Raw genomic sequence first — 22,784 nt, 5'->3', positions numbered from 1 at the left:
CAGGCACTGCGGCTGATCAGCCTGCCCCCTACTGCTCTCACCTCGAATCCTACCGGCTTGAGCTGACACAAGCGGCTGGGCGGCATTCCGATTAGCCGCGATGCTTTTCCAGGCGACGCTGCCTTCAAGCCGGCAACCGCGTGGCCTGGAACGAGCTGATCTGCCATCCCTGCGCCCCAAGCGTCCACACCTGGGTGGCAAACCCTTCGCCGCGAATCGGTTGGTCGCCGCCACGCTTTTGCAGCGTGTTGCATTGCGGCCCGGTCATCACCGCCACGCCTTCGCCGTAGAAGCGAATGTGTAATTCACCGCGCTCGATGGCCAGGTATTGCACCGCCGTTTTCGCGTAGGCCAGGTACTCGGCTTTGCCTTGCACCAGGCCGGTGGTGTGCACGTACACCAGGTCGTCGGCGAACAGCTCGGCCACGCGGGCGTGATCCTCTTTTACCAGCGCACGGCTGCGCGCCTGTTCCAGGTCCAGCAAGTGTTGATGAATGTTCATGGCGACGCTCCTGTGGGTTGAGAGCGCGCACCTTAGGCGCCACGCGCGGCGCTAAAAAATCGTCGATCACGATGGTTGGCATCGCCACTTTCACTACCTGCTGCCCGCCCCCGCCGCTTGCCCGGCGGCCCTCGCCAGTAAAGGGCCGCGCCAGGAATTGAAGCGGTCAATACCTGGCCATCGACGCAATCTGTTGGTGCGCAGCCGCCGCGCTGGGCAGCCTGCCCGCACACCTTCAATCACAGCGATGTCACCGCCATGAGCACCTTGCACCTGCACTGCCAAACCCTGTTCGACGGCACCGGCCTGACCACCCGCCAGCAGCAAACGCTGGTGGTGGAAAACGGCGTGCTGAGTTATGTCGGCCCACGCAGTAGCGCACCCGTTCCCGCGCCCGGCACCCAGGTTGTGGATGCGGGCGAGCACTTTGTGATGCCCGGTCTGGTGGATGTGCATACCCATCTGGCGTTTGGCAATGCACAGAGCGAGGAAGATATTGATATCTGGACCAGCGACGAATTCCGCGCCCTGCGCGGCATGTTCTTCGCGCAGCACGTGTTGGCGGCTGGCGTCACCAGCATGGTCTGCCCCGGCGACAGCGGCCAGTTGAGCATCGCGGTGCGCAATAGCATCGCCGTCGGGCTGTTCGACGGCCCGCGCATTGCCGCCAGCAGCCGGGTCATCACCAATCGGCAAAGCCTTAACGACTGGTTCCCTAGCCGTGTCGGCGCCCCGGAATACTTCACCGCGCGCTTGGTGACCAGCCGCAGCGAGGCGCTGGCCGAGGTACGCAAGCAGGCTAAAGATGGCGTCGACCTGATCAAGATCGCCATGGACGGCACCCACCGCCGACCCAACGGCGAAATCATCGCCGCCTTTACCGCTGATGAAACCAAAGAGATGGTCGACGAAGCCCACCGCCTCGGCTGCAAAGTGGCGACCCACGCCTATGGTCGCGAAGCGGTGATGTACGCCGCCAAGGCCGGGGTCGACTTGGTGTTTCACGCCTTCTACATGGACGACGCCTGCATCGACGCGTTGCTTGAGGCGGGCAGCATCTTGGCGCCGACCATGACCTTTCCGCAGAACACCGTGGACTTCTGCCAACCCCATGACCCGGCGATCACCACCGGCTACGCCGCCTACTGCGCGCGCACCCTGGAAGTCGGCAGCCAGGTGCTGAAACGCGCCAAGGCCGCCGGCATTCCGCTCGCCTGTGGCAGCGACAGCGGCTTTGCCGTGACGCCGTATGGCGAATGGCACGCGCGCGAGCTGGAACTGCTGGTCACCCGCCTCGGTTTCACCCCGGCCGAAGCGCTTTACGCCGCCACCAACGTCGGCGCGCGCTGCATGCCACGGGGCGAAACCCTGGGCACGTTGGAGGTGGGCAAACAGGCCGACTTCCTCCTGCTCGACGGCTCGCCCTTGGAGGACATCCGCCTGCTGCAAAACCGCAGTGCGCTGAAGGCCGTGTACAAAGCCGGCCAACCGGTGCGCCTCGACCGCACGCCTTACAACCCTAAGCAGGTGTCGGACTTCAACTCACTGAAATGGACCGACCTGTACACCCGCGACCGCGTCGCGCACTTGGGCAAATGGAGCGCATCAGCATGACCGCACTGACCTTTACCCTCGCCGCGCAACTTGCCAGCGCTACCGTGCAGGCAGCCCGTGATTTGGGCCTTAAACCCATGGCCGCCGCCGTGCTTGACCACGCCGGTCACCCGCTGGCCGTGGTGCGCGATGAAGGCGCGAGTTTTCTGCGGCCCCAGATTGCCACCGGCAAAGCGCGCGGCTGTTTGGGCATGGGCTTCGGCGGGCGCGAACTGGCCCGCCGCGCGCAAGCGATGCCGGCGTTTTTCGATGCCATCAACAGCCTGACCGCAGGCGAAGTGATTCCCGTGGCAGGCGGCGTGTTGATTCGCTCCGCGCACGGTGAACTGCTGGGGGCGATTGGCGTGAGTGGCGACACCTCGGATAACGACGAGCGCTGTGCACTGCTGGCGATTGCGGCGGCGGGGTTGCAGGCGGATTGCGGGGACTAGCTCCCCTCACCCTAACCCTCTCCCTGCTGGGGCGAGGGGACTAAAAGCAGACTGCGTTCAGACTTTCCGCCTGCGCCACCAGCACCGAACGAAACCAACTCAACGCCGGGTCCGCATCCTGATACGGGTGCCACTGCACCACCTGCGTCGCGGCCGGAAACGCCAGCGGCGCAGGCACCACGCGCAGTGGATAGCGGCTGGCAAACAAAGCCGCTTGCCGCCGAAACAGCGTGGCCACCCGCGCGGTGCCGACGATAAAGTCCGGCATCAAGGCAAAGCTTTCTACCGCCACCGCAACCCGGCGGCTGATGCCGAGTTCTTCCAGGTGCGCGGCATCCAGCGCCAACTGACGGCCATCGGCAAATTCGCGCACCACATGCTCCGCCTCGCAATACGCCGCCAAGCTGATGCCATCGGCATAGGCGGCGTGCTCGGCGCTCACCAGGCAGCACAGTTCATCGGTCAGTAACGGCTGCTGCGGGTACGCCGGATTGAGCCGGCGCTGGGGCACGATGGCGCAATCGCTGCGGCGATAATCCAGCGCTTCACTGACCACGTCGCCGTCGCGCGGCAGCGGCAAATCACGCACGGTCAAGCGCACGCCCGGCGCCAGTCGCGCCAGTTCACGACTGACCGCCGGCATCAACACGGCCGCCACATAATCAGACGCCACCACGGTAAAACGCCGTTCACACTGCGCCGGCTCGAAGCGCACCGGCGCATCGATAATCTCGCGCGTCAGCGCCAGCGCTTCGCGCACTTTCGGCAGCAGCGCCAAGCCCAGCGTGGTCGGTTGCATCGTGCGACCGACCGCCACCAACAGCGGGTCGTTGAAATGCTCACGCAAACGCCCGAGCGCCGAGCTGGTGGCCGATTGGCCCAGGCACAAACGCTCGGCCGCACGGGTCACGCTGCACTCGCTGAGCAAGGCATCCAGCGCGACTAACAAGTTGAGATCGAGGCGGCGAAAACGCATCGGCACGGCTCACAAAAAGGCGGTAGCCGACCCTAATTCAGCGCGCTTCATCAGACCAATCAGCATTGGCGCTGGCAGGTATCGCGGCCGCTTATGCCTGGCCGGGCTCATCTTCAACCGCTCCGCGAAGGTGCTTGCTGCACGGGCCGCTTATTGCTGCAGGAAAAAAACCGCAGCATCCGGAGCTGTTAACCGCCACCGATTTCGGAGCATCGCCATGACAAACGCCGCCATTACCATCCAGCGCCTCGACCACTTCACCATCCGCACCAAAAAATGGGACGAAACCGCCGACTTTTTCAGCAACGTGATCGGCCTAAAACACGGCCCCCGGCCGGCGTTTCGGTTTCCTGGTTATTGGCTGTACGCCGGCGATCAGCCGATTTTGCACATCGTCGCCATCACCGATGCGCGCTCCGGGTTGGAGGCGTACCTGGGCGCACGGTCGGCGCGGCACGGTTCCGGTTCGATTGACCATGTGTCGTTGCGCTGCATGGGCCTGGGTCCGATGCAAAAACGCCTGATGTCGCTGGGCATCAGCTTCAGTGAGCGGGTGATCCCCGAAATTGGCGAGCACCAGCTGTTCGTCGAAGACCCGAACGGCGTGGTGGTGGAGATGGTTTTCCCCCACTCGCCCCTGGACCGCATCATTGGCCAGCCCATCGAACAGCCCGCCATGCGCGGTGAACAGGATGCGTAACGCTCACCGTGCGCGGGCCGGGGCGCGGTTTTACACGCCCTTGGTTGAGGGCAACAGCACGGTGAGAATGCCCAGCAGCGGCAGGAACGCGCACAGGCGGAACACGTATTCGATGCCGTGAATATCAGCGAGATAGCCCAGCAAGGCGCCGCCGATTCCGCCGAAGCCAAACATCAGCCCGAAGAACACACCGGCAATCATGCCGACGTTGCCGGGCACCAGTTCCTGCGCGTACACCACGATGGCCGAGAATGCCGAGGCCAGAATAAAGCCGATGATCATGCTCAACACGCCGGTCCAGAACAGGTCGACGTAGGGCAGCGCCAAGGTGAATGGCGCGGCGCCGAGGATGGAAAACCAGATCACCTTTTTGCGGCCGATCTTGTCGCCAATCGGCCCGCCGAAAAACGTACCGGCTGCCACCGCACCGAGAAACAGGAACAGGTAGAGCTGCGAGCTGGTGACCGAAACGTCGAACTTTTCGATCAGAAAAAACGTGAAGTAACTGGTCAGGCTGCTCATGTAGAAGTACTTGGAAAACACCAGCAAGGCCAACACCACCAAGGCGCTAATCACCCGCTGTTTGGACAAGCCATGGGTCGCCACGCTGCCTTGCTTGAGCTTGAACAGCGTGAGGTGATTGCGGTACCAGCGGCTCAGGCCGTAGAGCACGGCAATGGCAAAGGTGGCGAATAAACCGAACCACGCGACATGGCCCTGCCCGTACGGAATCACGATGGCCGCCGCCAACAGTGGCCCGAACGCGCTACCGGCGTTGCCGCCCACTTGAAAGGTGGACTGCGCCAGACCATAGCGCCCGCCCGAGGCCAGCCGGGCGATGCGCGAGGCTTCCGGGTGAAAGGTCGACGAGCCGATGCCCACCAGCCCCGAAGCCAGCAGAATCGCGGGGAAACTGCCGACAAAGGCCAGCAGCAAAATACCCACCAGCGTGCACAGCGAGCCCACCGGCAACAGCCACGGTTTCGGGTGGCGATCGGTGTGGTAACCAACCCAGGGTTGCAGCAGCGAGGCCGTCAGTTGAAAAGTCAGGGTAATCAGGCCGACCTGGGCGAAGGTCAGGCCATAGTTGGCCTTGAGCATTGGGTAAATCGACGGCAGCACAGCCTGAATCAGGTCATTGATTAAATGCGCCAGGGCGCAGGCGCCGATCACACGCATCACCAACGGGCTGGCCTGTTGAGTGACGGTACTGGCTAACGAAGGTGACGCAGTGGCACTGGTGGACATAGGGCAGCTTCCAGACAAGCCAGCGCAGAAACATGCGCTGGTAATTTCAGGGGTTGACGCTATGCTACGGGCACTTAAAAGCGCCTGTCTCACGGGATGCAGACAACAACTATCGCAAAACAGACAACATGATCAGACCCTTGCCGCAGTTGCTGGAAGAAATCGACGCCGCCGCCTGGCGCGTGAGCACCAGCGCCACCGACTACCCCGCCGATTGGCAAATCGCGCCCCACTGCCACAACAAGCACCAGCTGATTTACGCCATTCAAGGCGTGATGGTGGTGCACGCGGCGATGCACCAATGGACCGTGCCGCCGAGTCGCGGCATCTGGATGCCGTGCGGCCACGAGCACGCCATCCGCTGCATCGGCCCGCTGAAAATGCGCAGCGTGTTCGTGCACCCCGACGACTCGCTAGACCTGCCCACCGAAACCCGCGCCGTGAGCATTTCGCCGCTGTTGAGCGAACTGATCCAGACCGCCATTGGCATTGCCGAGCCGTACGCTAACAATTCGCGCGAAGCGCGGGTAATGAACCTGATACTCGACGAGCTGAAAATTCTGCCCACCCTGCCCCTGCACCTGCCGCAGCCCAGCGACCCGCGCCTTGGCGTCATCTGCCACACCCTGCAAGAAAACCCCGGCCACACTGCCACCCTCGCCGACTGGAGCGCGCGCCTGCACCTGGACGAAAAAACCATCCAGCGGTTATTCCAGAAAAGCACCGGCATGACCTTCGGCCAGTGGCGCCAGCAAGCGCGGCTGATGCAAGCGCTGGAACGCATCGCCGTGGGCGAGAAAATCATCGAAGTGGCGGGTGCGCTGGGCTACGAGAGCCCAAGCGCGTTTGCGACCATGTTTAAAAAGCAGTTTGGGGTTACGCCGAGTCAGTTTTTTAAGTAGTGCGTGGACGGCGGTTGTGTGTGGGCGCTGAGGCGACGGGCCAGGAGCGGCCAGTTACCCTGTTCGCCACACCACTCTGGATCCCCGCGTGCGCGAGGATGACGGTGCTGTCTGTGGGATAGGCGCTTAGCTCTAGGGCCAGGTTATGTCTTCGAACGTAGCCCAAACCTCCGTCATCCTCGCGCACGCGGGGATCCAGAATCTCGGCCAGTAACGAAGCTCGCCAAACGAAACTGGACTCCGAAAAATTCCAATCCACACGCGCAAAAAAGGGGACCTAAGCCCCCCTCGCCCATGCCCACTCGCCTCAACAATTAATCCCGGTCCGCTTACTCCCGCGATACGTAATGTACGTAATCAGCAAAAACAAAACCGCCATCGTGCTAATCACGTAGTCAATCCGGCCGCGGGCAAAGAAGAAGTACCCAGACATCGACACCATCGCCCCGCTCAGCAACAACCACACCAGCACCCCGCTCGCCAGTTGGTTGGTTTTGTACTGGCCGATGCCGTAGATGCGTTTGCCGCGTTCGTTCATTTCGGTGACTTCCGCCACCTCCACTTCACACGCTGGCGAGCAGGCCAAGCCTTTGGGTAACACTACCGCGCAGGCGCGGCACACGCCCTTGCCACAGCCTCGGCAGAGGCCCACGCCCGTTGCACCCGGGTGTTCAAAACATTCCATGTGAAGTCCTCTGAAGTCAGGCGCCTAACGCGCGACGCTGCCGACGCGCTGGAGCCGTAATGGGAAAAATCGCCAGGGTCGGCACGTAGCGCGCCAGCAAGCCCGCCGCCACGTGCCGCTGGCGCTGGTTGCCGCTGCTCAATACGCGCCGGCACGCCGCTTCGCTGAAGGGTTCGCCGAGCACATAGGGCGTGCCGTTGTGCAACGCGCCCGCGTTCTGTTCCAGCCAAGCGCTGATCAGCCCGGCGTCGGGCCAGGGCAGATTTTCGTCAGGGTCCAGGGCCACGTTCGGGTCGTTGGGGTCGTCGTTCGGGCCACCGTCGTAATCGGGTGAATGGCGCAGTTCCAGATCGAGGTCGGCAAGGTCGGCGCCGGTGATCTGGCTGAAGGCTTCGCCAGCCGCTCGCGCCATGGGCAGGTCGTGCATCTGTTGCACCAGCCACGGCAGCGCCACGGGGTCGCCAAACAGGCCGGTGGCTTTGATGGCGATGCGGCGCTGCGCCGGGTTCTGGGTCATGCGCCGAATCCAGGCCATGCTGATGTCTCGCGCTTGCCAGGCCAGCACCACGTGCAAGGCGCGCTCCTGATAGCGTCCAGGCTGTTCGGCGAATTGTTGAAGAATCGGCAGCGCTTCCTCGTCGCCCATCTGCGCGGTGGCCCAGTTGCTCCAGAAGCGCACGGCGTCGTCGGCGTGCACACGGTGCAGACGAATCGGCTGCATCAAGTCGCGGCGCCGCAACTCCCCGGCCGTGCGCGCGGCGGCGGCCAATACGCTGGGGTCGCTGTTGCCCAGCGCAGACAGCAACGCCGGACCTGGGTCTTGCCGGTGAAGGCCGCATGCGGTCAAACCCAAGCGGCGGAACAGCGGCTCGGGCGATGTCAGCAGGCGTTCCACCCACGGCTGAATCGCCGGCCACTCCAGCCAGCCGAGCGCGGCGGCAAAGTAACGCTCGCCCTCCTCGCTGGTGCGAATGTGTTCGCCCAATGTTTTCAGCGCCGCGCTGTTGTTCATCTGAAACGCCAACACCGTGGCCGCGAATACCTCGCCGTTGGCGTTGGGGTTGAGTTGTTCGAGCAGCACGTTCAAGCCCTTGAGGCCCGCAATCTGCAAACCATCGAGGTGCGCTTCGATGCGGTTGTCGAGCGTGGTCAGGTGCGCGAGGTCGTAGTTCGGCGCGCCCACGGCGTGGTCGCGCAGCATGGCGAGGAAGCTGGCTTCTTCGGCGTGTTGGTCGAGGATTATGGCGTTTATGGGCATGAGCAGCCGCTCGCCAGATACGTCAACGAAACGCGCGCGAAGTTAAACCGGATCACGTTCGGACCATGTGTTGCCGTCGAAAACCATCACATGAAAGTCGGTGGTGAATAGCAACACACCATCGCCATAGGACAGAAATCCGCCGCCGGAAGATGGCGGCAGGCCACAATCCACAGCAGTCAACACGTCGTTATCCAGCCGGAACAGATTGCCCTGATCGGTGCACAGGAAAAGGGTGTCGAACGCCCGTTCGATGCTGCTGAATGTCTCAGTGGTGAGGTCTTGCTCAACCACGTTGAGCGCACCTGCATCGCCGAGAATAAGCGTGCCCTGCGCCCCGCCCGCAATGAATCGGGTACCGCCCAGGTGCCGAACCGCTTCAAGGCGAATGTTGGTCGGGCTGTCCAGCTGGCTCCATACCTGATCGACGCACAGCCAGATCTCACCGCTCAGGCCTACGGCGACGAGCCAGGCTTCGCTAGCGCCATCGATATCGTGAAGGCTGCCAACCTCCAGGCTTGAACGTGGGATGTAAACACCTTGGTCGACGCGCTGCCAATCGCTGCTGTCCAGGTGGCGACGGAACACTTGCCGCTGCGCGCCCGCTACATACACGTGCGAGCCGACTATGCGCACGCAACGCAACGGTCTCAGCAAATTAGGACCGCCGTCCGGCTCGTGCTCACCAACACGTTCCTCGTCGGCGCCGTCGAAATCAGCGGTTTCCACAAACCCGTCGATGCCTACCGTCATCAGCTTGGCAACGCCTCGGCTGTCATAGCTGGTGATGCCCGCCAGGCGATGTTCGAAGGACCAGCGATCCCAGCCCTCGTCTTGCGACTCGAATAGGATCGCGTGGTGCACATCCTGGTCTTCCAATTCGACGGCAACGCCTGCGACGTAGAGTTTGTCGCGGCGCAGTACTGAGCAAAAGGTGAAACCAAATTCCATAGTGCTACCTCACTTTCTTTTCTTTTTCGGCGGCGCGTATTTCTCGGCCAGCGTCGGCCGTACGTCTTCGCCAATAGCTTGGGTATGGGGTTCGTTTAACGGCCGCTGGCCGTCCTCGCCATAAAAATCATCGAGCTGGGCTTCCAGGCAGTCACGCTTGCAACCCGAGCCTTTGAACACTTCGGCGTGGGCGTCCAGGCAGGCCTTCTTGCCGGCGGTATAGTCCCAGCCGCCGTTGGGTTTGGCCGCGTCGAATCGAGCGCCGCCGGCCATATGCGATTCTTCAAACGTGCCCTGAATATCGTGCATGCCACGGTGCACGGTGCCGCGTGAGCGGAAGCGGTTGGCGCACACGCAGGGCGCGGCGTTGTAACCGGCCGAGGCTTGCGCTGTCGGAAAACCGGAGTTGCCCTTCACCCAGTGGTCTTCGACCATGTGGTGGCCGGTGGTGTCGGGTTTGCAGCACACGGTTTTGTCTTGGCCCTTGGGCACAAACAGGCAACGTTGAGCGTCTTTGCAGCCTTGTTCACAGTTGTCACTGGTTTGCCCCGCGCAGGCTTTTTTGCCCTTGTCGATTTCTTCCTTGCACGCTTTCTGCACCGCAGCGCTCATTTTCGACACGTGCGCCATGGGCGGTGTGTTGCCGTTAGGTGAGGCGTGGTTGTGAGTGGTCATGTCGAGATGGCGCACCACGTTTTCGCCTTCGAATTTCACGTTCATTGACCAGGCGATGAAGTACACCTTGCCTTTGATCTTACTGGTCATTACCCCTTTTTTCGGCGCACACCCGGCTTCATCACCGTAACTGGTTTTGAAGTAGCTCTTGTTCTTGAGCATGACTTCCTTGCCGGTGATTTTGATGGTCCGTGTACCGTTGGTGGTGTCGGTGGACATACCGGTGTTCGGGTAAGGAATCGGCACACCCATGGGCGTGGGCGGCGCCTGCGGTGGGGTAAAGCAAACGTCGGGAAACGCGGCGATGGATTTACCGCTTGCCGACTTGCACGACACCTCCATGTTGTTGGCATACACCTGATTGGCCATCAGCGTCCTCCCGGCGTGTGATAACTCAGCAAGGCAGCGGCGCGCTCGCCCGCATCGTTGCCCAGATGACAGCAAATGTTCGGCCCGTCGCCATAGCCTTTTCGGCTGGCTGCCAGGGCTACCGCAAGAATTGCCGGGCCTATCGCCGCCCCACATTCGCCAATGCAGTCAGCGGGGTGCCACAGGTGGAAGAACTCTTTGCGTACGCGCAAGGTTCGGCTCAAAGCCAATGCGGCTTCTTTGAAATAGAACTGCTCGCCGGACAAATCAGTCACGCGATAGTCCATGCTCTCCAGCCCGCAATCGGCTTCGGTTAAGGCGGCGCGTAGGGCTTTGGTCAGGCCTTCGGCGCGCAGCGGAATGTCGTCGGACTCAATGGTGGCGGCCTCTTTGCCGAACCCCAAGCCCACGCACATCAGCTGCGGTTTCCCATTGGCCAGAGGCGCGCTGACCAGCACGGCTGCTGCACCCTCGCCTGGAATAAAGCCGTTGGAATTGCGGCTGGTGAGCAAACGCTCACGTGCCTCGAATGCTTTTAGCGTGGCCGCTGAAAGCAGCGAATCAACACCGCAAATCAACACATGGCGGTGCCCGCCTTCGTGAATAAGCTTGCGTGCATTTAGCAGCGCCACGGCCGCGCCAACCCGGCCACGAGCAATCACATTCGAGGTCGGATGAAAGACCAGGCCCAATTCGGTCTGGATATCGGCCAGAAAGCTGCTATCCAACTGAGCGAGGCGGCCCGGCCTTTCCAATTCGGCCACACAGAGCAACAGCGGGATTTGCGACGCCTGCACGTCGGTCTGCTCGCTCAAGGTTTCGGCAATGGCTTGCGCCGCCATGCGGATCAGTTTCAGTCGACCGCGCACCGGATCCTGTAACTCGACGGCGGCACCTAGCTGCCAGGCACCGCCTTGGTCCATAAAGCGGGTTTCCTGGAAGTTATCGACTGCGCAACGAATGGCCGCGCAGCTTGAGGGCGCGTCGTAACCCACCGCCGTAACCATGCCGGAACTGACAATGCTGATGGCGGACATCAACTGTCCTCCGGCAAGCGTTTGGCCAGGCTCAGTTCAGCCAGTGAAGGGAAATAATCTTTGCCCAGTTCGCGGGCGCGCCACCAGCCACGGGACATCTCGCCAACCAGCAATTGCTCCAGTTCGAAGATGTTGCGCTTCAACGCCCTACTCGCCCGCCACGTCACCTCCACCACCCCCGCATCGGTATCAATCACCAACGTATCAATCACCGCCTGCACCGTTTCATGCCCGCCCTTCTTCAAAAAGAACGTCACCGGCACCTGCATCGTCGGCACTTTGAAGCCGGCGCGTTCCTGGCGGGTGAGGCACAGCAGCAGCACGTCTTCGCCGCCTTTAAGGTGCTCGGTTTGCTGGTCCGGCGGCGCGGCCTGGTAGTAGCGGTTGTCGAAGTCCGGCGGCAGGAACGGAAAGTGATCGGCCAGCCAGGCGTCGTCGTAGGTGCCGGCGTAGCCGATGCGCGGCGGCCAGCTACGGCCAATGGGCCCGAGCGCCATGGGGGTGAAGTCGCCGTGGGGGCTGTCGACCGGTTGGCCGAGCATTTCCGTGGTGGGCATCGGCATGCCGACGATGTCCGCCGTGCTGGTGCCTTTGGGAAACCAGCCACGGCCACAGGTGTTGGCCGGGTAGCTGTCACGCAGCTCGGGGTTGTCGGCCACCGCCACGCTGCCGCCAAAGGCGTGGGCGTAGTCGATGGCTTGTTCGGTAAAGGCTTGCGCCACGCCGGCACCGGCGCCGATCAGGCCGGGTTGCCACTGGCGCGGGCCATACACGGTGAAGGCTTTGCTCACGCGGCCAACGCGAATGCCGGCGGTCAACTGACTCACCGGGCGGCCTTCGGGGGCATAGGCTTTGCCGTGAACCAGCACGTCGCAAAACGGTTTGATCGGGGCGAAGTCCATTTCCCGTAGCGGCGCGGACAAGCCCGGCTCGCCTGCGTATTCGTCGGCCATCAGCAGCGGACGTTGCACCGCCGCCAACGTCGCTTCGCGGCCGTCGAGGGGCAAGGTGAAGGTGCCTTTGGCGATGACCACCAGCGACTCACGTCCGTCCGGGGCCAGGCCTTGGGTGTAGGCAGCAACCAGACCGGTCGCGTTAAGCAGTTCCATGAAGGGCTTCTTGCTTCAGTGAATCAGTTGATTTGCACCGAACCGCCTTTGATGCGGTTCACGCCCGTGGAGCGGCTGGACAGGTACGTGCCGCGCACGATCACTTTGCCTTCGCGGGTAAGGGTGATGCTGGCCTTGCCGCAGCGCAGCACGATTTCCTTCTCGGCGCAAAACTCCAGGCGCTCGCCGTCCAGATGCGCCACGGCTACCGGTTTTTCCACCGGTGCCAGGCGCTGAATGCGGCCGATCACCAGCGGTTGGCTGGGGTCGCCGCCGACGAACATCAGCGCCACTTGCGTGCCGATATCCTCGCGGCTCAGCTGCGTGGTGGTGGTGGCGGCAATGCCGGTTTCCGAAGGGCAACCGGGAAACGCCACCACCGGCGAGGCGGCTTGCGGCACGTCGAGCAATATGCCGATCACCACGCCATCCAGTCGGGTGGCAGCGGCGCTTGCCGGGGTGAAGTGCTGAACACTCATACTGGTTTCTCTTCCGTTGGGCGGCCGGGGTTAGCGGCCACTGCTAATCAGTTCTGCAGAATCTTCTGGCCTTTGACGACCACGTTTTTGCTGGCTTTGATATTGATCGCGCCCGAGCCGTCGATGGTGATGTTTTTGCCACGAATGACGATGGTGCCGTCTTTTTTCATGCTGATGCTGGCCGCACCCGTGGTCAGGGTGATGGAGTCGCCGGCCGTCAGCTCGAAGTTCTTGCCCACGCTCAGCGAGTCGTCTTTGCCCACATCGGTGCTGCGGTTTTTGCCAACGCTGCGGCTTTCATCGCTGCCGATTTTGGTGGTCTGGTTGCTGCCGATGTCGATGTCTTCGTTGCTGCCCACGCTTTCGGTGCGGTTGGCGCCAATGGTGATTTTTTCGTTGCTGCCGACATCTTCGGTGCGGTTGGCGCCGATTTTGATGGTCTCGTTGCTGCCGACTTTTTCCGTACGGTCGGCACCGATGGTGATGTCTTCGTTGGCGCCCACGCTCTCGGTGCGGTTGGCACCAATGGTGATTTTCTCGTTGCTGCCAACATCCTCGGTGCGGTTGACGCCGATGGAGATGGTTTCGTTGTTGCCGACCTTTTCCTTGCGGTCCACGCCGATGGTGATGGTTTCGTTGTTGTCGACGGTTTCGGTGCGGTCGTGTTTGACGTGCACGGTTTCATCGTGGTCGATGGTTTTCGTGCGGTCGTGGCCGACCCAGTGGGTTTCGTCGTTCTCGACTTCGATGTCCTGGTTCTTTTCCGCGTGAATAAACAGCTGCTCCGAACCCTTCAAATCTTCCATGCGAATTTCGTTGAAATTGGCCGGCGAGCCGCCTTTGCTGGATCGGCTTTTCACGCCACTTTGGGTGGCGTTGGCGGGCAAGTCGTAGGGCACGGTCTGTTCAGCGTTGTACACACGACCGGTGATGATCGGGCGGTCAGGGTCGCCCTCAAGGAAGCTGACGATCACTTCCTGGCCGATGCGCGGAATCTGAATGGAACCCCAATTCTTGCCGGCCCAGGATTGCGACACGCGCATCCAGCACGAGCTGTTTTCGTTGGATTGGTCGTGGCGGTCCCAGTAGAAATGCACCTTCACGCGGCCGTATTGGTCGGTCCAGATTTCCTCGCCTTTGGGGCCGACCACCATGGCCGTTTGCGGGCCCTGCACGATGGGCCGCACGGTGATCGGCTGCGGGCGAAATGCCTGGCTGGCGTCCATGCAGTCGAGGTGGCTGATGAACTGCTGTTCCACGTCGTCGAAGCCGGTTTCGTAGTGCTCTTGCACGATCGTGTAACGGGCGCCGACTACCAGGTATTCGCGGTTCTGATCGTCACGCGGGTAGCGGGTCATGCTGAACAGATTGCCCGAGCCAATGCCACGCGCGGTGCCGCGCAACTGCACGCGCTCGAACTGGGTGTGAATCGCTTCAATGCGGGTGCGCGCGTAGTGCTCGCCGTCGCCGCTTTGCACGTATTCGCCGGGGTAGTCGTACAGCGGGTAATCGCTGGCGGTGTGCGGGCGGCTGATTACCGAGCGCACTTCCAGCCGCGCGCTGGGGCGCTGGAAGTCGTAATCGTTGAGCGCCAGGGAACCGGGCTGCACTTCGTGGCTCAGGTGCCAGTCATCAATGTGGTCCCGCTCGCGCTGCTCAGCGGTTGGCGGATAGAACGGCACGCTTGCGTAACCGGCGGCGGTGCTGTGGGCGCCGTAGGCATCGGCCAACACCAATACGTGGCGGCCTTTTTCATGGCGGAAGAAGTAGTAGATACCTTCCTGCTCCATCAGCCGGCTGACGAAATCGAAGCTGGTTTCGCGGTACTGCACGCAGTAGTCCCACTCGCGGTACGAGCGGCTGAGGCTGTCTTCAAAGTCGGAGAAACCGAGGTCGCGAAACACCTGCTTGATGATGTCCGGCACCGTGCGGTTCTGGAAAATCTTGCAGTCGGAGGTGCGCGACATCAGCCACAACCACGGCTTGAGCGTGACCCGGTACACGGCGAACTGGCCGATGCCGGCGCCCTGGCTGGCGCGGGCGACGATGCCGTGAAAGTAGCGCTTGCTGCCGTCCTGCAACTCCATGGTGATGCTCATGGGTTTGCCGAGCAGGCTGTTGAGCGCCAGCGAGGTGTTTTCCGAGACCAGGTTCAGCTCGTAATCGAACACCCGCCCCAGCTCTTCCACGCCGTCGAGCTGGCGCAGCACCAGAACATCGGTGCCCAGCGGGCTGTCGACCTGAACCAGGCGCGTGCTTGTGCTTAATGCCATATCCGTATCCCGACTGCGACGGCGTTAAACCGCAGCGCTGCTGTCTGTTGAAGCGCCAAAGGAGTAGTGGAAATCGCTGCCCTGGCGGCTGATGCGCACCGCTTCCAACGGCTTGCCTTCGAGCATGCGCGTGAGGAATTCACGGCTCATATCCGGCAGCAAGGTGTTGGTCAGAATGGTGTCGATCATGCGCCCGCCGCTCTCGGTTTCGGTGCAGCGTTCGGCGATCAAGGCGATTACGCCGTCGTCGTATTCGAACGGCACTTTGTGGGTGGCTTCCACGCGCTTCTTCACCCGCTCCAGTTGCAGGCGGGCGATGGATTTGATCATCTCGTCGCTCAGCGGGTAGTACGGAATGGTCACCAGACGGCCGAGCAACGCCGGCGGGAAAATCTTCAGCAGCGGCTCGCGCAGCGCCTTGGCGATGGCGTCCGGCTCGGGCATCAGTTCCGGGTCGTTGCACAGGCTGGAAATCAGCTCGGTACCGGCGTTGGTGGTGAGCAGAATCAAGGTGTTCTTGAAGTCGATCACCCGGCCTTCGCCGTCTTCCATCACGCCCTTGTCGAACACCTGGAAGAAAATCTCGTGCACGTCGGGGTGGGCTTTTTCCACTTCGTCCAGCAGCACCACGCTATACGGTTTGCGCCGCACTGCTTCGGTCAGCACGCCGCCTTCGCCGTAGCCGATGTAGCCCGGTGGCGCGCCCTTGAGTGTGGACACGGTGTGGGCTTCCTGGAACTCGCTCATGTTGATGGTGATGACGTTCTGCTCACCGCCATACATGGCCTCGGCCAGTGCCAGCGCGGTTTCGGTTTTGCCCACGCCCGAGGTGCCGGCCAGCATGAATACGCCGATGGGTTTGCTCGGGTTGTCGAGGCCGGCGCGCGAGGTCTGGATGCGCTTGGCGATCATCTCCAGGGCGTGGTCCTGGCCGATGATGCGTTTTTTCAGGTACTGCGCCAGGTTGAGCACGGTTTCCAGCTCGTTGCGCGCCATGCGCCCGACTGGAATGCCGGTCCAGTCGGCCACCACAGAGGCCACGGCCTGGTAGTCGACAATCGGCAGAATCAGCGGCGACTCACCTTGCAGCGCGGCCAGGCGGGTTTGTACGTCTTGCAAACGGGTGTGCAGTTCAGCGTTCGGCTCGGCGGGCGCCGGCTCCGTGCCGGTATCGTCCACCGCTTCGGCAGCGGCGCGCAATTGGGCGCGGATGTCGAGCAGTTCATCGACCAGGGCTTTTTCGTCGGCCCAGCGCGTTTCCAAACCCGTCAGGCGTTCGCGCTCTTCGCTCAGCAAACTTTCGGCACCGCGCAGGCGGTCACCGATATTGATGCCAATGGCCTTTTCGCGGCCGATGATCGCCAACTCGGTTTCCAGCGCTTCGATGCGGCGGCGGCTGTCGTCCACTTCGGCCGGCACCGCGTGCAGGCTGATGGCGGTGCGGGCGCAGGCGGTGTCGAGCAGGCTGACGGATTTGTCGGGCAGCTGACGCGCCGGAATATAGCGATGGGACAGCTTCACCGCCGCTTCCAGGGCTTCGTCGAGAATCTGCACCTGGTGGTGTTTTTCCATGGTCGAGGCCACGCCGCGCATCATCAGAATGGCTTTGTGCTCGGACGGCTCTTCCACCTGCACCACTTGGAAACGACGGGTCAGGGCTGGGTCTTTTTCGATGTGCTTTTTGTACTCCGCCCAGGTGGTGGCGGCGATGGTGCGCAAGGTGCCGCGAGCCAGCGCCGGCTTCAGCAGGTTGGCCGCATCGCCCGTGCCGGCAGCCCCACCGGCGCCGACCAGGGTGTGGGCTTCGTCGATAAACAAGATGATCGGCTTGGGCGAGCTTTGTACGTCTTCAATCACCGAGCGCAGGCGCTGTTCGAACTCGCCTTTCATGCTCGCGCCGGCTTGGAGCAGGCCGACGTCGAGGGCGCGCAGTTCCACGTCTTTTAGCGCAGGCGGCACGTCGCCGGCGACGATGCGCAAGGCAAAGCCTTCGACCACGGCGGTTTTACCCACGCCGGCCTCGCCGGTGAGAATCGGGTTGTTCTGGCGACGGCGCATCAGCACGTCGACCAACTGACGGATCTCTTCGTCGCGGCCCACAATCGGGTCGAGCTTGCCGCTGCGTGCCTGCTCGGTGAGATCAACGGTGAATTTTTTCAGCGCTTCCTGCTTGCCCAGCGCGCCGGGCGCCATGGCACCGCTGGCCTCGCCCGGTGCGGCACTGCTGAAGCCGTCGCTGGCGGTCAGGGCGTTTTCCGGCGAGCTGCCGACGTACTCGTCAAAGCGCTCGGTCAGCGCTTCAACTTTTACCTTGTCGAACTCCTGGGACAACGCCAGCAAGCCATGGCGCAGGCTCGGGGTTTTCAGAATGCCGACGATCAGGTAGCCGGTGCGCACTTGGTTTTCGCCAAACATCAGGCTGCCGTACACCCAGGCGCGCTCTACGGCTTCTTCGACATTGGAAGACAAATCGGTAATCGAGGTGGAGCCGCGCGGCAGGCGGTCCAGCGCTTCGGTGAGATCGCGGGCCAGGCGCGCCGGGTCAATGTTGAACTGGCGCACCAGCTGGTGCAGGTCAGAGTCTTGCAGTTGCAAGATCTGGTGCAGCCAGTGGGCCATTTCCACATACGGGTTGCCGCGCAATTTGCAGAACACGGTGGCGGCTTCAATGGCTTTGTAGGCAAGGCTGTTCAGCTTGCCGAACAGTGCAACCCGGCTGATCTCACTCATGACTCATCTCCTTATTCGGGCGTTGCAGCAGCCGGTCTCCGGCGTACTGGCTAGCCAGCAGTAAATCCTTGGCATCCTCGCCGGGGTGTCCCAGCCAGGCGTTGAAACCCAACCGCACACCGCCGGCCAGGTCCAATGGGGGTATTTCTTCCTGGCTCAGCACCAGGTTCACGTCCCAGTCCAGCTCATGGCCCAGGTACTCGCCGACCCACGCGGCCAACTGGCGAAACAGCTCGCCACCGGGCAACAGGCGCTCGTACTTGGCCAAGGGCATGGGGCCCAGACGCAGACGAAATTTATGTTGGCGGTCCCACACGTGGGTGCCCAGGCACACGTCCATGCCCAGGGTGCTGGCCCCTGCGCCAAGGCGACTGCGCTCGGGCAGTTCCAGCCATTGGCCGACGTATTCCTCGATGGCCACCGGCAGCTCGAAGTACTCGGACAGAATCACCTTCAAGCCATCGGGATAGCGACTCGTGGCCGCCAGGTGACCGGTGTAGTAATAGCGCGCCTGATCGGGAATCGGGCCCTGGCCGAGCAGGCTGTCCATACCGCGACCAGACAACGCAGCGAGGCGTGCCGACCAGTAATCGTCGTCTGGCCGGTCGTGGCTCACCGATGGCCGCGCTTCCGCCCAGGCGCGGTAGAACAGCGTGAGCAGGCGGTGGTGGAACACGTCCATAAACCGCGTAAAGCCGGGGTCGCCTTCGTTGCGCTGACGCTCGCGGGCGTATTCGGTCAAGTGCAGCGGCAACGGCCCGTTCGGCCCGGTAAGGCCGAAAAAGAACTGTTCTACGCGTGGCGGCGCGGTGTCGCTGGCGGGCTGGACCAGCGACAAAGTTGACGGCGCAAAGCCGCAGTCCGGGGTTTGCCCCAGGCGCAGCGGGTCGTCGGCCAGGCGCACGGAATGGCCGAGCCGGGGTTTGTCCTGGGCTTCGCATTCGATACGGCGCAGCGCCTGGAAGAAGTCATGCTCCCAGGGCGCGGCCGCCATCGCGGCGAGCGAATTCAGAGGTTCGGTCGGCATCCGGGTTTCGCCTGCCAACGCATGATTTCGCCGCGCTCGGTGGTGCGCAGCACGGTTTCGGTAAAGCTGTTGACCGACACATAGCGGGTCAGGAATCGCTCGAACACCGCGCCCAGCAGAAACACGCCGGTGCCACGAAAGGCGTTTTCATCGAACTCCAGGCTGATCTCCAGGCCACGGCCAAACACAATCGGTCCCGGCATCGGCAAGCGTCGGGTGCAGGGTTTGCTGCTGACTTCGCGCAGGCCTTCGATCTGCAATTGCAGCGCCGAATCCGTGGGGTCGCCATACAAGCGCAACAGCTCGCGCAACGCGGCCGCGCCCTGCCCTTGTTCGGACAACGACAAGTAATTCAGCGACAGCTGACTGATCAAGCGCCAGGCGCTGGCGTCATGGGCACGGCTGGCGCGCGGACGACTCGGGCCCGCCAGGCAACGCACGTCGAGCACCGGCGCGCTGTCTTCCAGGCTGAAATCGCTTTTGCTGGTGCCCACCGGAATAAACAACGCCAGGTCGCGGTTCGTACACAGCGCGCTGACGCCCAACTGGCGCAGGTCGTGGCGGTACGGCGCCTGATTGGCGTCTACCAGCGAGACAAAGGTTTCGCTGCCCACATAAGTGGAGCGCGGGCCGTTGCGCCGCTGGTTGCTCGACAACAGACGCGGCTCGCGGCGCACGATGTAATACGCCTGCTCGCGGCCATAGCGCGACGGGTCGCGCACGGCATAGAACGGCTGGAACGGCTGCTCCGGCCCAGTGCCGTGACCGGTCACTTGGGTGAGCGAGTGAATCTCGAAATCCATCGGCCGCGTGCGGTCGGCGATCACCTGGTGCTCGTTCACCCGCTCGCTCAAATGGATGCGGTCTGCGCGGCGCGGAAACAGGTTGATCGCGGGAGTGCAGAACGGCACGAACTGCGCGCCGCTGACCGTGCCTTCCAGCGTGGCGTCGTGCTTGTTAAACAGAATGATCAGGTCCAGCTCATTGCCGGCGCAGCGCTGCACCGAGCGACGCAGCTCGGCGAATTCAACGAACAGGAAACGGTTGGGCAGCGCGAAGTATTCCTGCAACAGGCGGTAGCCCTGGAACGCGCGCGGCACCACCGGCAGCAGCGCATCTTCGTCATCGAAACCACGGGGGCGCAGCGAGCCGGGCGGCAGGCGCTCGACCCAATCGCTGCCCGGCGCCTGGGCAAACACCGCGCAGGCGTTGCCGAGCAATTGCTCGTACAGGCGAAACGGCTGCTCATCGGCGCCGTGCAGGTACAGCGGCAGGCTGTCCAGGCTCAGGCTGTTGAGCGGCAGGCCGGCGCCACTGCGCAGGCGAATGCGCAAACCGGCCTTGGCCTTCGGCTCGCTGGCGGCCAGGCGCCCGAGCACCGCCGCCGGGTTGCCAAAGTATTCGGCGCTGGCCACTTCCAGCGGCCACAGCGTCACCGAATGGGCCGTGCGGTATTCGCAGGCGGTTTGTTCTTCGCGGCCCAGCACGCCACGTAGCGGCGCATTGCGCTCGATGGTAAAGCCGCTGCTCAGCGAGCCTTCGTTGGGGTCGGCGCGCAGTTGCACCACGGTCATCGATGGCGTCGGCGCCAGGTAATGCGGGTAAGCAATTTCCAGCAGGTTGTGGGTGAACGTCGGGTACTCGGCGTCCAGCTTCAAATGCACCCGTGCGGTCAGGTAGGCAAAGCCTTCGAGCAGGCGCTCTACGTACGGGTCGGCGCAATCCACACCCGACAACGTCAGGCGGCTGGCAATTTTTGGAAACTCGCGGGCGAACTCGGCGGCGCTCTCGCGAATGTGCGACAGCTCCTGGTTGTAGTACTCGAGTAAGCGCGGATTCATGCGCGCCTCCGCTGCTCGTTGGGCACGATTTTCACGTGGCCGGTTTCCAGGTCCAGATTGGTCGTGAGGATCAACCGCAGCGGCACCGGCAGTGCCCACAGGTCGCCTTCAATCTCGAACGCCAGGGCGTTGTGGTCCATGCCCTCCTCCTGCAAGCGCGCTTTGACGCGCAAGGTGGAACGCAAAATGCGTGGCTCGAAGGTGGCGATGGTTTTCGTCAGCAAGGCTTCGATCGCCGGCACGTCGATGTTCGACAAGGTGCGCCCCGACAGCGCCGGCAAGCCGTAATTGAGCACCGAAGTGCCGGCCGGCGTGGCGGCGGCGGTTTCCACATCGAGCAAGGCGGTGGTGTTGAACAGCCAGGTGAGGTCGCGCAATACCGAGGCTTTCAGTTGGCTCATGGACAGCACGCGCTTGTCCGGGCTCTCGTTCGGGTTGCTGCGGTCGTTGTCCACCAGGCGGTCGAGCAGCGACGGTTGCAGGCGCTCCTGCAAAGGCATGTTGGCCATCAGGCGTCTGCCACAGCGAATTCCACGGTGCGCAAATCGAACAGCGCGGTATCGCCTTCATCGGTGGCGAACAGGCGCTGGCCCAGCGGCACGCCGTTGTCGAGGAAATCGGTTTTGCGCGACAGGCGCGCGGCGTCATCACCTTGCGCCACGGTGTCTGGATAGCGGCTGGGCAGCAGCGCGACGGTGGTGCCGCCATTGATCAACGTGAGTTCAGCGGGCAGCCACACCAGGTCGCGCAGATCGGTCGGCGCTTCCACCGTGAGGCTGGCAATGTTGCTCATCGGCAGCCAGGCATAGCGACCATTGACGATCACTTCCAGCACCGGGCCCAGGCGCGGATCGGCGTCGGCGAACCAGGCGAACGGCGTGCCATTGACCTGACCGGGATTGGCCGGCGCGGCTTCAAAGGCTTCAGCGCGCATCTGTTCGGCGGCCTCAGGGTGACCGTCGGCGTCCATCTTCAAGGCTTGAATCAATGGCGCAATCCAGGCGGCAGGTTCGCCGAGAATGACCGGCGTTACACGCCCGGCAAACACCTCGGCCCGCAGCGCCTCGCACTCCAGCGCGGTGCGATAGGTTTGCACCATCGGCAGCGCGGCGGCGTCGAGTTCACCGACCACCTTCAACTGGTTCTGCGCCCGGCTCCATTGGCCCATGACGGCCAACAATTGAAAAAGAAAAATCCTCAGCGTGGCGTTGGCGGGAGCGCCGCGAACCTGGTCTTGCAGGGCCTTGAGCGCATCATCGAGGCGACCGGCACGCAACAGTTCATCGGCAGTCATAACAGCACTTCCCTGGGATTGGATGACAGATAAAAAGGAGCTCCCCCTGTAGGAGCGGCTTTAGCCGCGATGCTCTTTATCGCTGAAAAGCATCGCGGCTAAAGCCGCTCCCACAGGTTGAGAGCGGGTGCAGCCTTATCAGATCTTGACGTTCTGACGGATGTTCCAGCCGTACTTGATTGGGCCGCCTTCTTTGGAGCCGTCTTCTTTCTGGGCTTGGTAGTCCACTTGCACCTGAGCGAAGTTCAGGCCGATGGTTTCGGTCAGGCGATCTTCGCCGCCGCTGCCGCCGGTGGTCACCGAGGAGATCAGCACTTCTTTCATGGTGATCACCAGGTATTCAACCTGCGCGCTGCCGCCGGCTTTACGCACGGTCAGCTTGGCTTCGGGGTAATGCTTGCCCGAGGAGCACGCCATCATCAGGTTCGGTGTGGCCTTGTCGAGGTACTTGGTCAGGGTCAGGTCTTGCACGTTGACCTTGCCAGCGCCGCCGCCAGTGCCCAGGTGCATGTTGCCGTTTTGCGACATGCCCCAGCTCCACGCCAATACGTCGACTTCATCAGCGTGGGCCTTGTCCTTGGACTCGCCCTTGATGTCACCGATCTTGATGAACATATCAACAGCCATGTTTCCTCCTGCGTGGCCGTAGCCACTTCATCTTTGTGAACCCACCACCATGGCAA

Annotated in this window: 21 protein-coding genes; 4 read left to right on the top strand and 17 right to left on the bottom strand. The window is 62.6% G+C overall.

Annotated features, from left to right (window positions below):
• Positions 1–124 precede the first annotated feature (124 nt).
• Positions 125–502, bottom strand: a complete 378-nt coding sequence (locus AC0IW7_RS09645; protein WP_471817454.1) for a nuclear transport factor 2 family protein — start codon at positions 500–502, stop codon at positions 125–127.
• 258 nt (positions 503–760) lie between these two features.
• On the opposite strand from AC0IW7_RS09645, the gene AC0IW7_RS09640 reads away from it, so the two are divergent.
• Both AC0IW7_RS09640 and AC0IW7_RS09635 read left to right on the top strand, forming a co-directional pair.
• Complete coding sequence (locus tag AC0IW7_RS09640) at positions 761–2,116, top strand: metal-dependent hydrolase family protein (protein ID WP_471817452.1); 1,356 nt, start codon at positions 761–763, stop codon at positions 2,114–2,116.
• Positions 2,113–2,547 carry a GlcG/HbpS family heme-binding protein gene (locus AC0IW7_RS09635; protein ID WP_471817450.1) on the top strand — a complete coding sequence of 145 codons (435 nt, stop codon included), beginning with the start codon at positions 2,113–2,115 and terminating at the stop codon, positions 2,545–2,547. Before AC0IW7_RS09640 ends, AC0IW7_RS09635 begins: the two co-directional genes overlap by 4 nt.
• 40 nt (positions 2,548–2,587) lie before the next feature.
• On the opposite strand, the gene AC0IW7_RS09630 is transcribed toward AC0IW7_RS09635, so the two are convergent.
• Entirely contained in the window at positions 2,588–3,523 is a 936-nt protein-coding gene (locus tag AC0IW7_RS09630) for a LysR family transcriptional regulator (RefSeq protein WP_471817448.1), read from the bottom strand.
• A gap of 217 nt (positions 3,524–3,740) precedes the next feature.
• Here AC0IW7_RS09630 and AC0IW7_RS09625 point away from each other — a divergent pair, with 217 nt between their 5' ends.
• The gene (locus AC0IW7_RS09625) at positions 3,741–4,223 is read left to right on the top strand and encodes a VOC family protein (protein WP_471817446.1); all 483 of its coding nucleotides are present in this window, start codon (positions 3,741–3,743) and stop codon (positions 4,221–4,223) included.
• Between the two features lie 30 nt (positions 4,224–4,253).
• Here the strand turns inward: AC0IW7_RS09625 and AC0IW7_RS09620 are convergent, their stop codons facing one another.
• On the bottom strand, positions 4,254–5,471 hold the full coding sequence (locus AC0IW7_RS09620; RefSeq protein ID WP_463382648.1) for an MFS transporter: 1,218 nt from the start codon (positions 5,469–5,471) through the stop codon (positions 4,254–4,256).
• A 128-nt stretch (positions 5,472–5,599) separates the two neighbouring features.
• Between AC0IW7_RS09620 and AC0IW7_RS09615 the strand changes: the two genes are divergently transcribed.
• Entirely contained in the window at positions 5,600–6,373 is a 774-nt protein-coding gene (locus AC0IW7_RS09615) for an AraC family transcriptional regulator (RefSeq protein ID WP_471817444.1), read from the top strand.
• Positions 6,374–6,680: 307 nt separating this feature from the next.
• On the opposite strand, the gene AC0IW7_RS09610 is transcribed toward AC0IW7_RS09615, so the two are convergent.
• The 14 genes from AC0IW7_RS09610 to AC0IW7_RS09545 all read right to left on the bottom strand — a co-directional run bounded on the left by AC0IW7_RS09610 (position 6,681) and on the right by AC0IW7_RS09545 (position 22,728).
• Positions 6,681–7,058: a hypothetical protein gene (locus AC0IW7_RS09610; RefSeq protein ID WP_471817442.1), complete on the bottom strand. Its 378-nt coding sequence runs from the start codon at positions 7,056–7,058 to the stop codon at positions 6,681–6,683.
• 16 nt (positions 7,059–7,074) lie between these two features.
• Positions 7,075–8,316, bottom strand: coding sequence for a TIGR02270 family protein (locus AC0IW7_RS09605; RefSeq protein WP_471817440.1), 1,242 nt, complete (start codon positions 8,314–8,316; stop codon positions 7,075–7,077).
• Between the two features lie 42 nt (positions 8,317–8,358).
• On the bottom strand, positions 8,359–9,267 hold the full coding sequence (locus AC0IW7_RS09600) for a hypothetical protein (protein ID WP_471817438.1): 909 nt from the start codon (positions 9,265–9,267) through the stop codon (positions 8,359–8,361).
• A 9-nt stretch (positions 9,268–9,276) separates the two neighbouring features.
• Positions 9,277–10,311 carry a PAAR-like domain-containing protein gene (locus AC0IW7_RS09595; RefSeq protein WP_471817436.1) on the bottom strand — a complete coding sequence of 345 codons (1,035 nt, stop codon included), beginning with the start codon at positions 10,309–10,311 and terminating at the stop codon, positions 9,277–9,279.
• Positions 10,311–11,348 (bottom strand): hypothetical protein, encoded by a 1,038-nt coding sequence (locus AC0IW7_RS09590; protein WP_471817434.1) that lies wholly within the window; start codon positions 11,346–11,348, stop codon positions 10,311–10,313. Before AC0IW7_RS09590 ends, AC0IW7_RS09595 begins: the two co-directional genes overlap by 1 nt.
• Positions 11,348–12,457 carry a DUF2169 family type VI secretion system accessory protein gene (locus AC0IW7_RS09585; RefSeq protein WP_471817432.1) on the bottom strand — a complete coding sequence of 370 codons (1,110 nt, stop codon included), beginning with the start codon at positions 12,455–12,457 and terminating at the stop codon, positions 11,348–11,350. The genes AC0IW7_RS09590 and AC0IW7_RS09585 overlap by 1 nt, the downstream gene beginning before the upstream one ends.
• 23 nt (positions 12,458–12,480) lie before the next feature.
• A complete protein-coding gene (locus AC0IW7_RS09580) occupies positions 12,481–12,936 on the bottom strand; it encodes a DUF6484 domain-containing protein (RefSeq protein ID WP_471817430.1) in 456 nt (151 codons plus the stop codon).
• A gap of 47 nt (positions 12,937–12,983) precedes the next feature.
• Positions 12,984–15,209, bottom strand: a complete 2,226-nt coding sequence (locus AC0IW7_RS09575) for a type VI secretion system Vgr family protein (protein ID WP_471817428.1) — start codon at positions 15,207–15,209, stop codon at positions 12,984–12,986.
• A gap of 24 nt (positions 15,210–15,233) precedes the next feature.
• A complete protein-coding gene (gene tssH, locus AC0IW7_RS09570) occupies positions 15,234–17,939 on the bottom strand; it encodes a type VI secretion system ATPase TssH (protein WP_471817426.1) in 2,706 nt (901 codons plus the stop codon).
• On the bottom strand, positions 17,932–18,984 hold the full coding sequence (gene tssG, locus AC0IW7_RS09565; protein ID WP_471817424.1) for a type VI secretion system baseplate subunit TssG: 1,053 nt from the start codon (positions 18,982–18,984) through the stop codon (positions 17,932–17,934). Before tssG ends, tssH begins: the two co-directional genes overlap by 8 nt.
• Positions 18,948–20,807 (bottom strand): type VI secretion system baseplate subunit TssF, encoded by a 1,860-nt coding sequence (gene tssF / locus AC0IW7_RS09560; RefSeq protein ID WP_463382639.1) that lies wholly within the window; start codon positions 20,805–20,807, stop codon positions 18,948–18,950. Before tssF ends, tssG begins: the two co-directional genes overlap by 37 nt.
• Positions 20,804–21,316: a type VI secretion system baseplate subunit TssE gene (gene tssE, locus AC0IW7_RS09555; protein WP_463382638.1), complete on the bottom strand. Its 513-nt coding sequence runs from the start codon at positions 21,314–21,316 to the stop codon at positions 20,804–20,806. The genes tssF and tssE overlap by 4 nt, the downstream gene beginning before the upstream one ends.
• On the bottom strand, positions 21,316–22,101 hold the full coding sequence (locus AC0IW7_RS09550; RefSeq protein WP_471817421.1) for a type VI secretion system accessory protein TagJ: 786 nt from the start codon (positions 22,099–22,101) through the stop codon (positions 21,316–21,318). The genes tssE and AC0IW7_RS09550 overlap by 1 nt, the downstream gene beginning before the upstream one ends.
• A gap of 138 nt (positions 22,102–22,239) precedes the next feature.
• The gene (locus tag AC0IW7_RS09545) at positions 22,240–22,728 is read right to left on the bottom strand and encodes an Hcp family type VI secretion system effector (protein ID WP_122453684.1); all 489 of its coding nucleotides are present in this window, start codon (positions 22,726–22,728) and stop codon (positions 22,240–22,242) included.
• Positions 22,729–22,784: the final 56 nt, after the last annotated feature.

Source organism: Pseudomonas sp. AC229 (genome assembly GCF_979254655.1).
The sequence above is the reverse complement of the archived record's forward strand: the minus strand, read 5'-3'. Positions and strand labels throughout refer to the sequence as shown.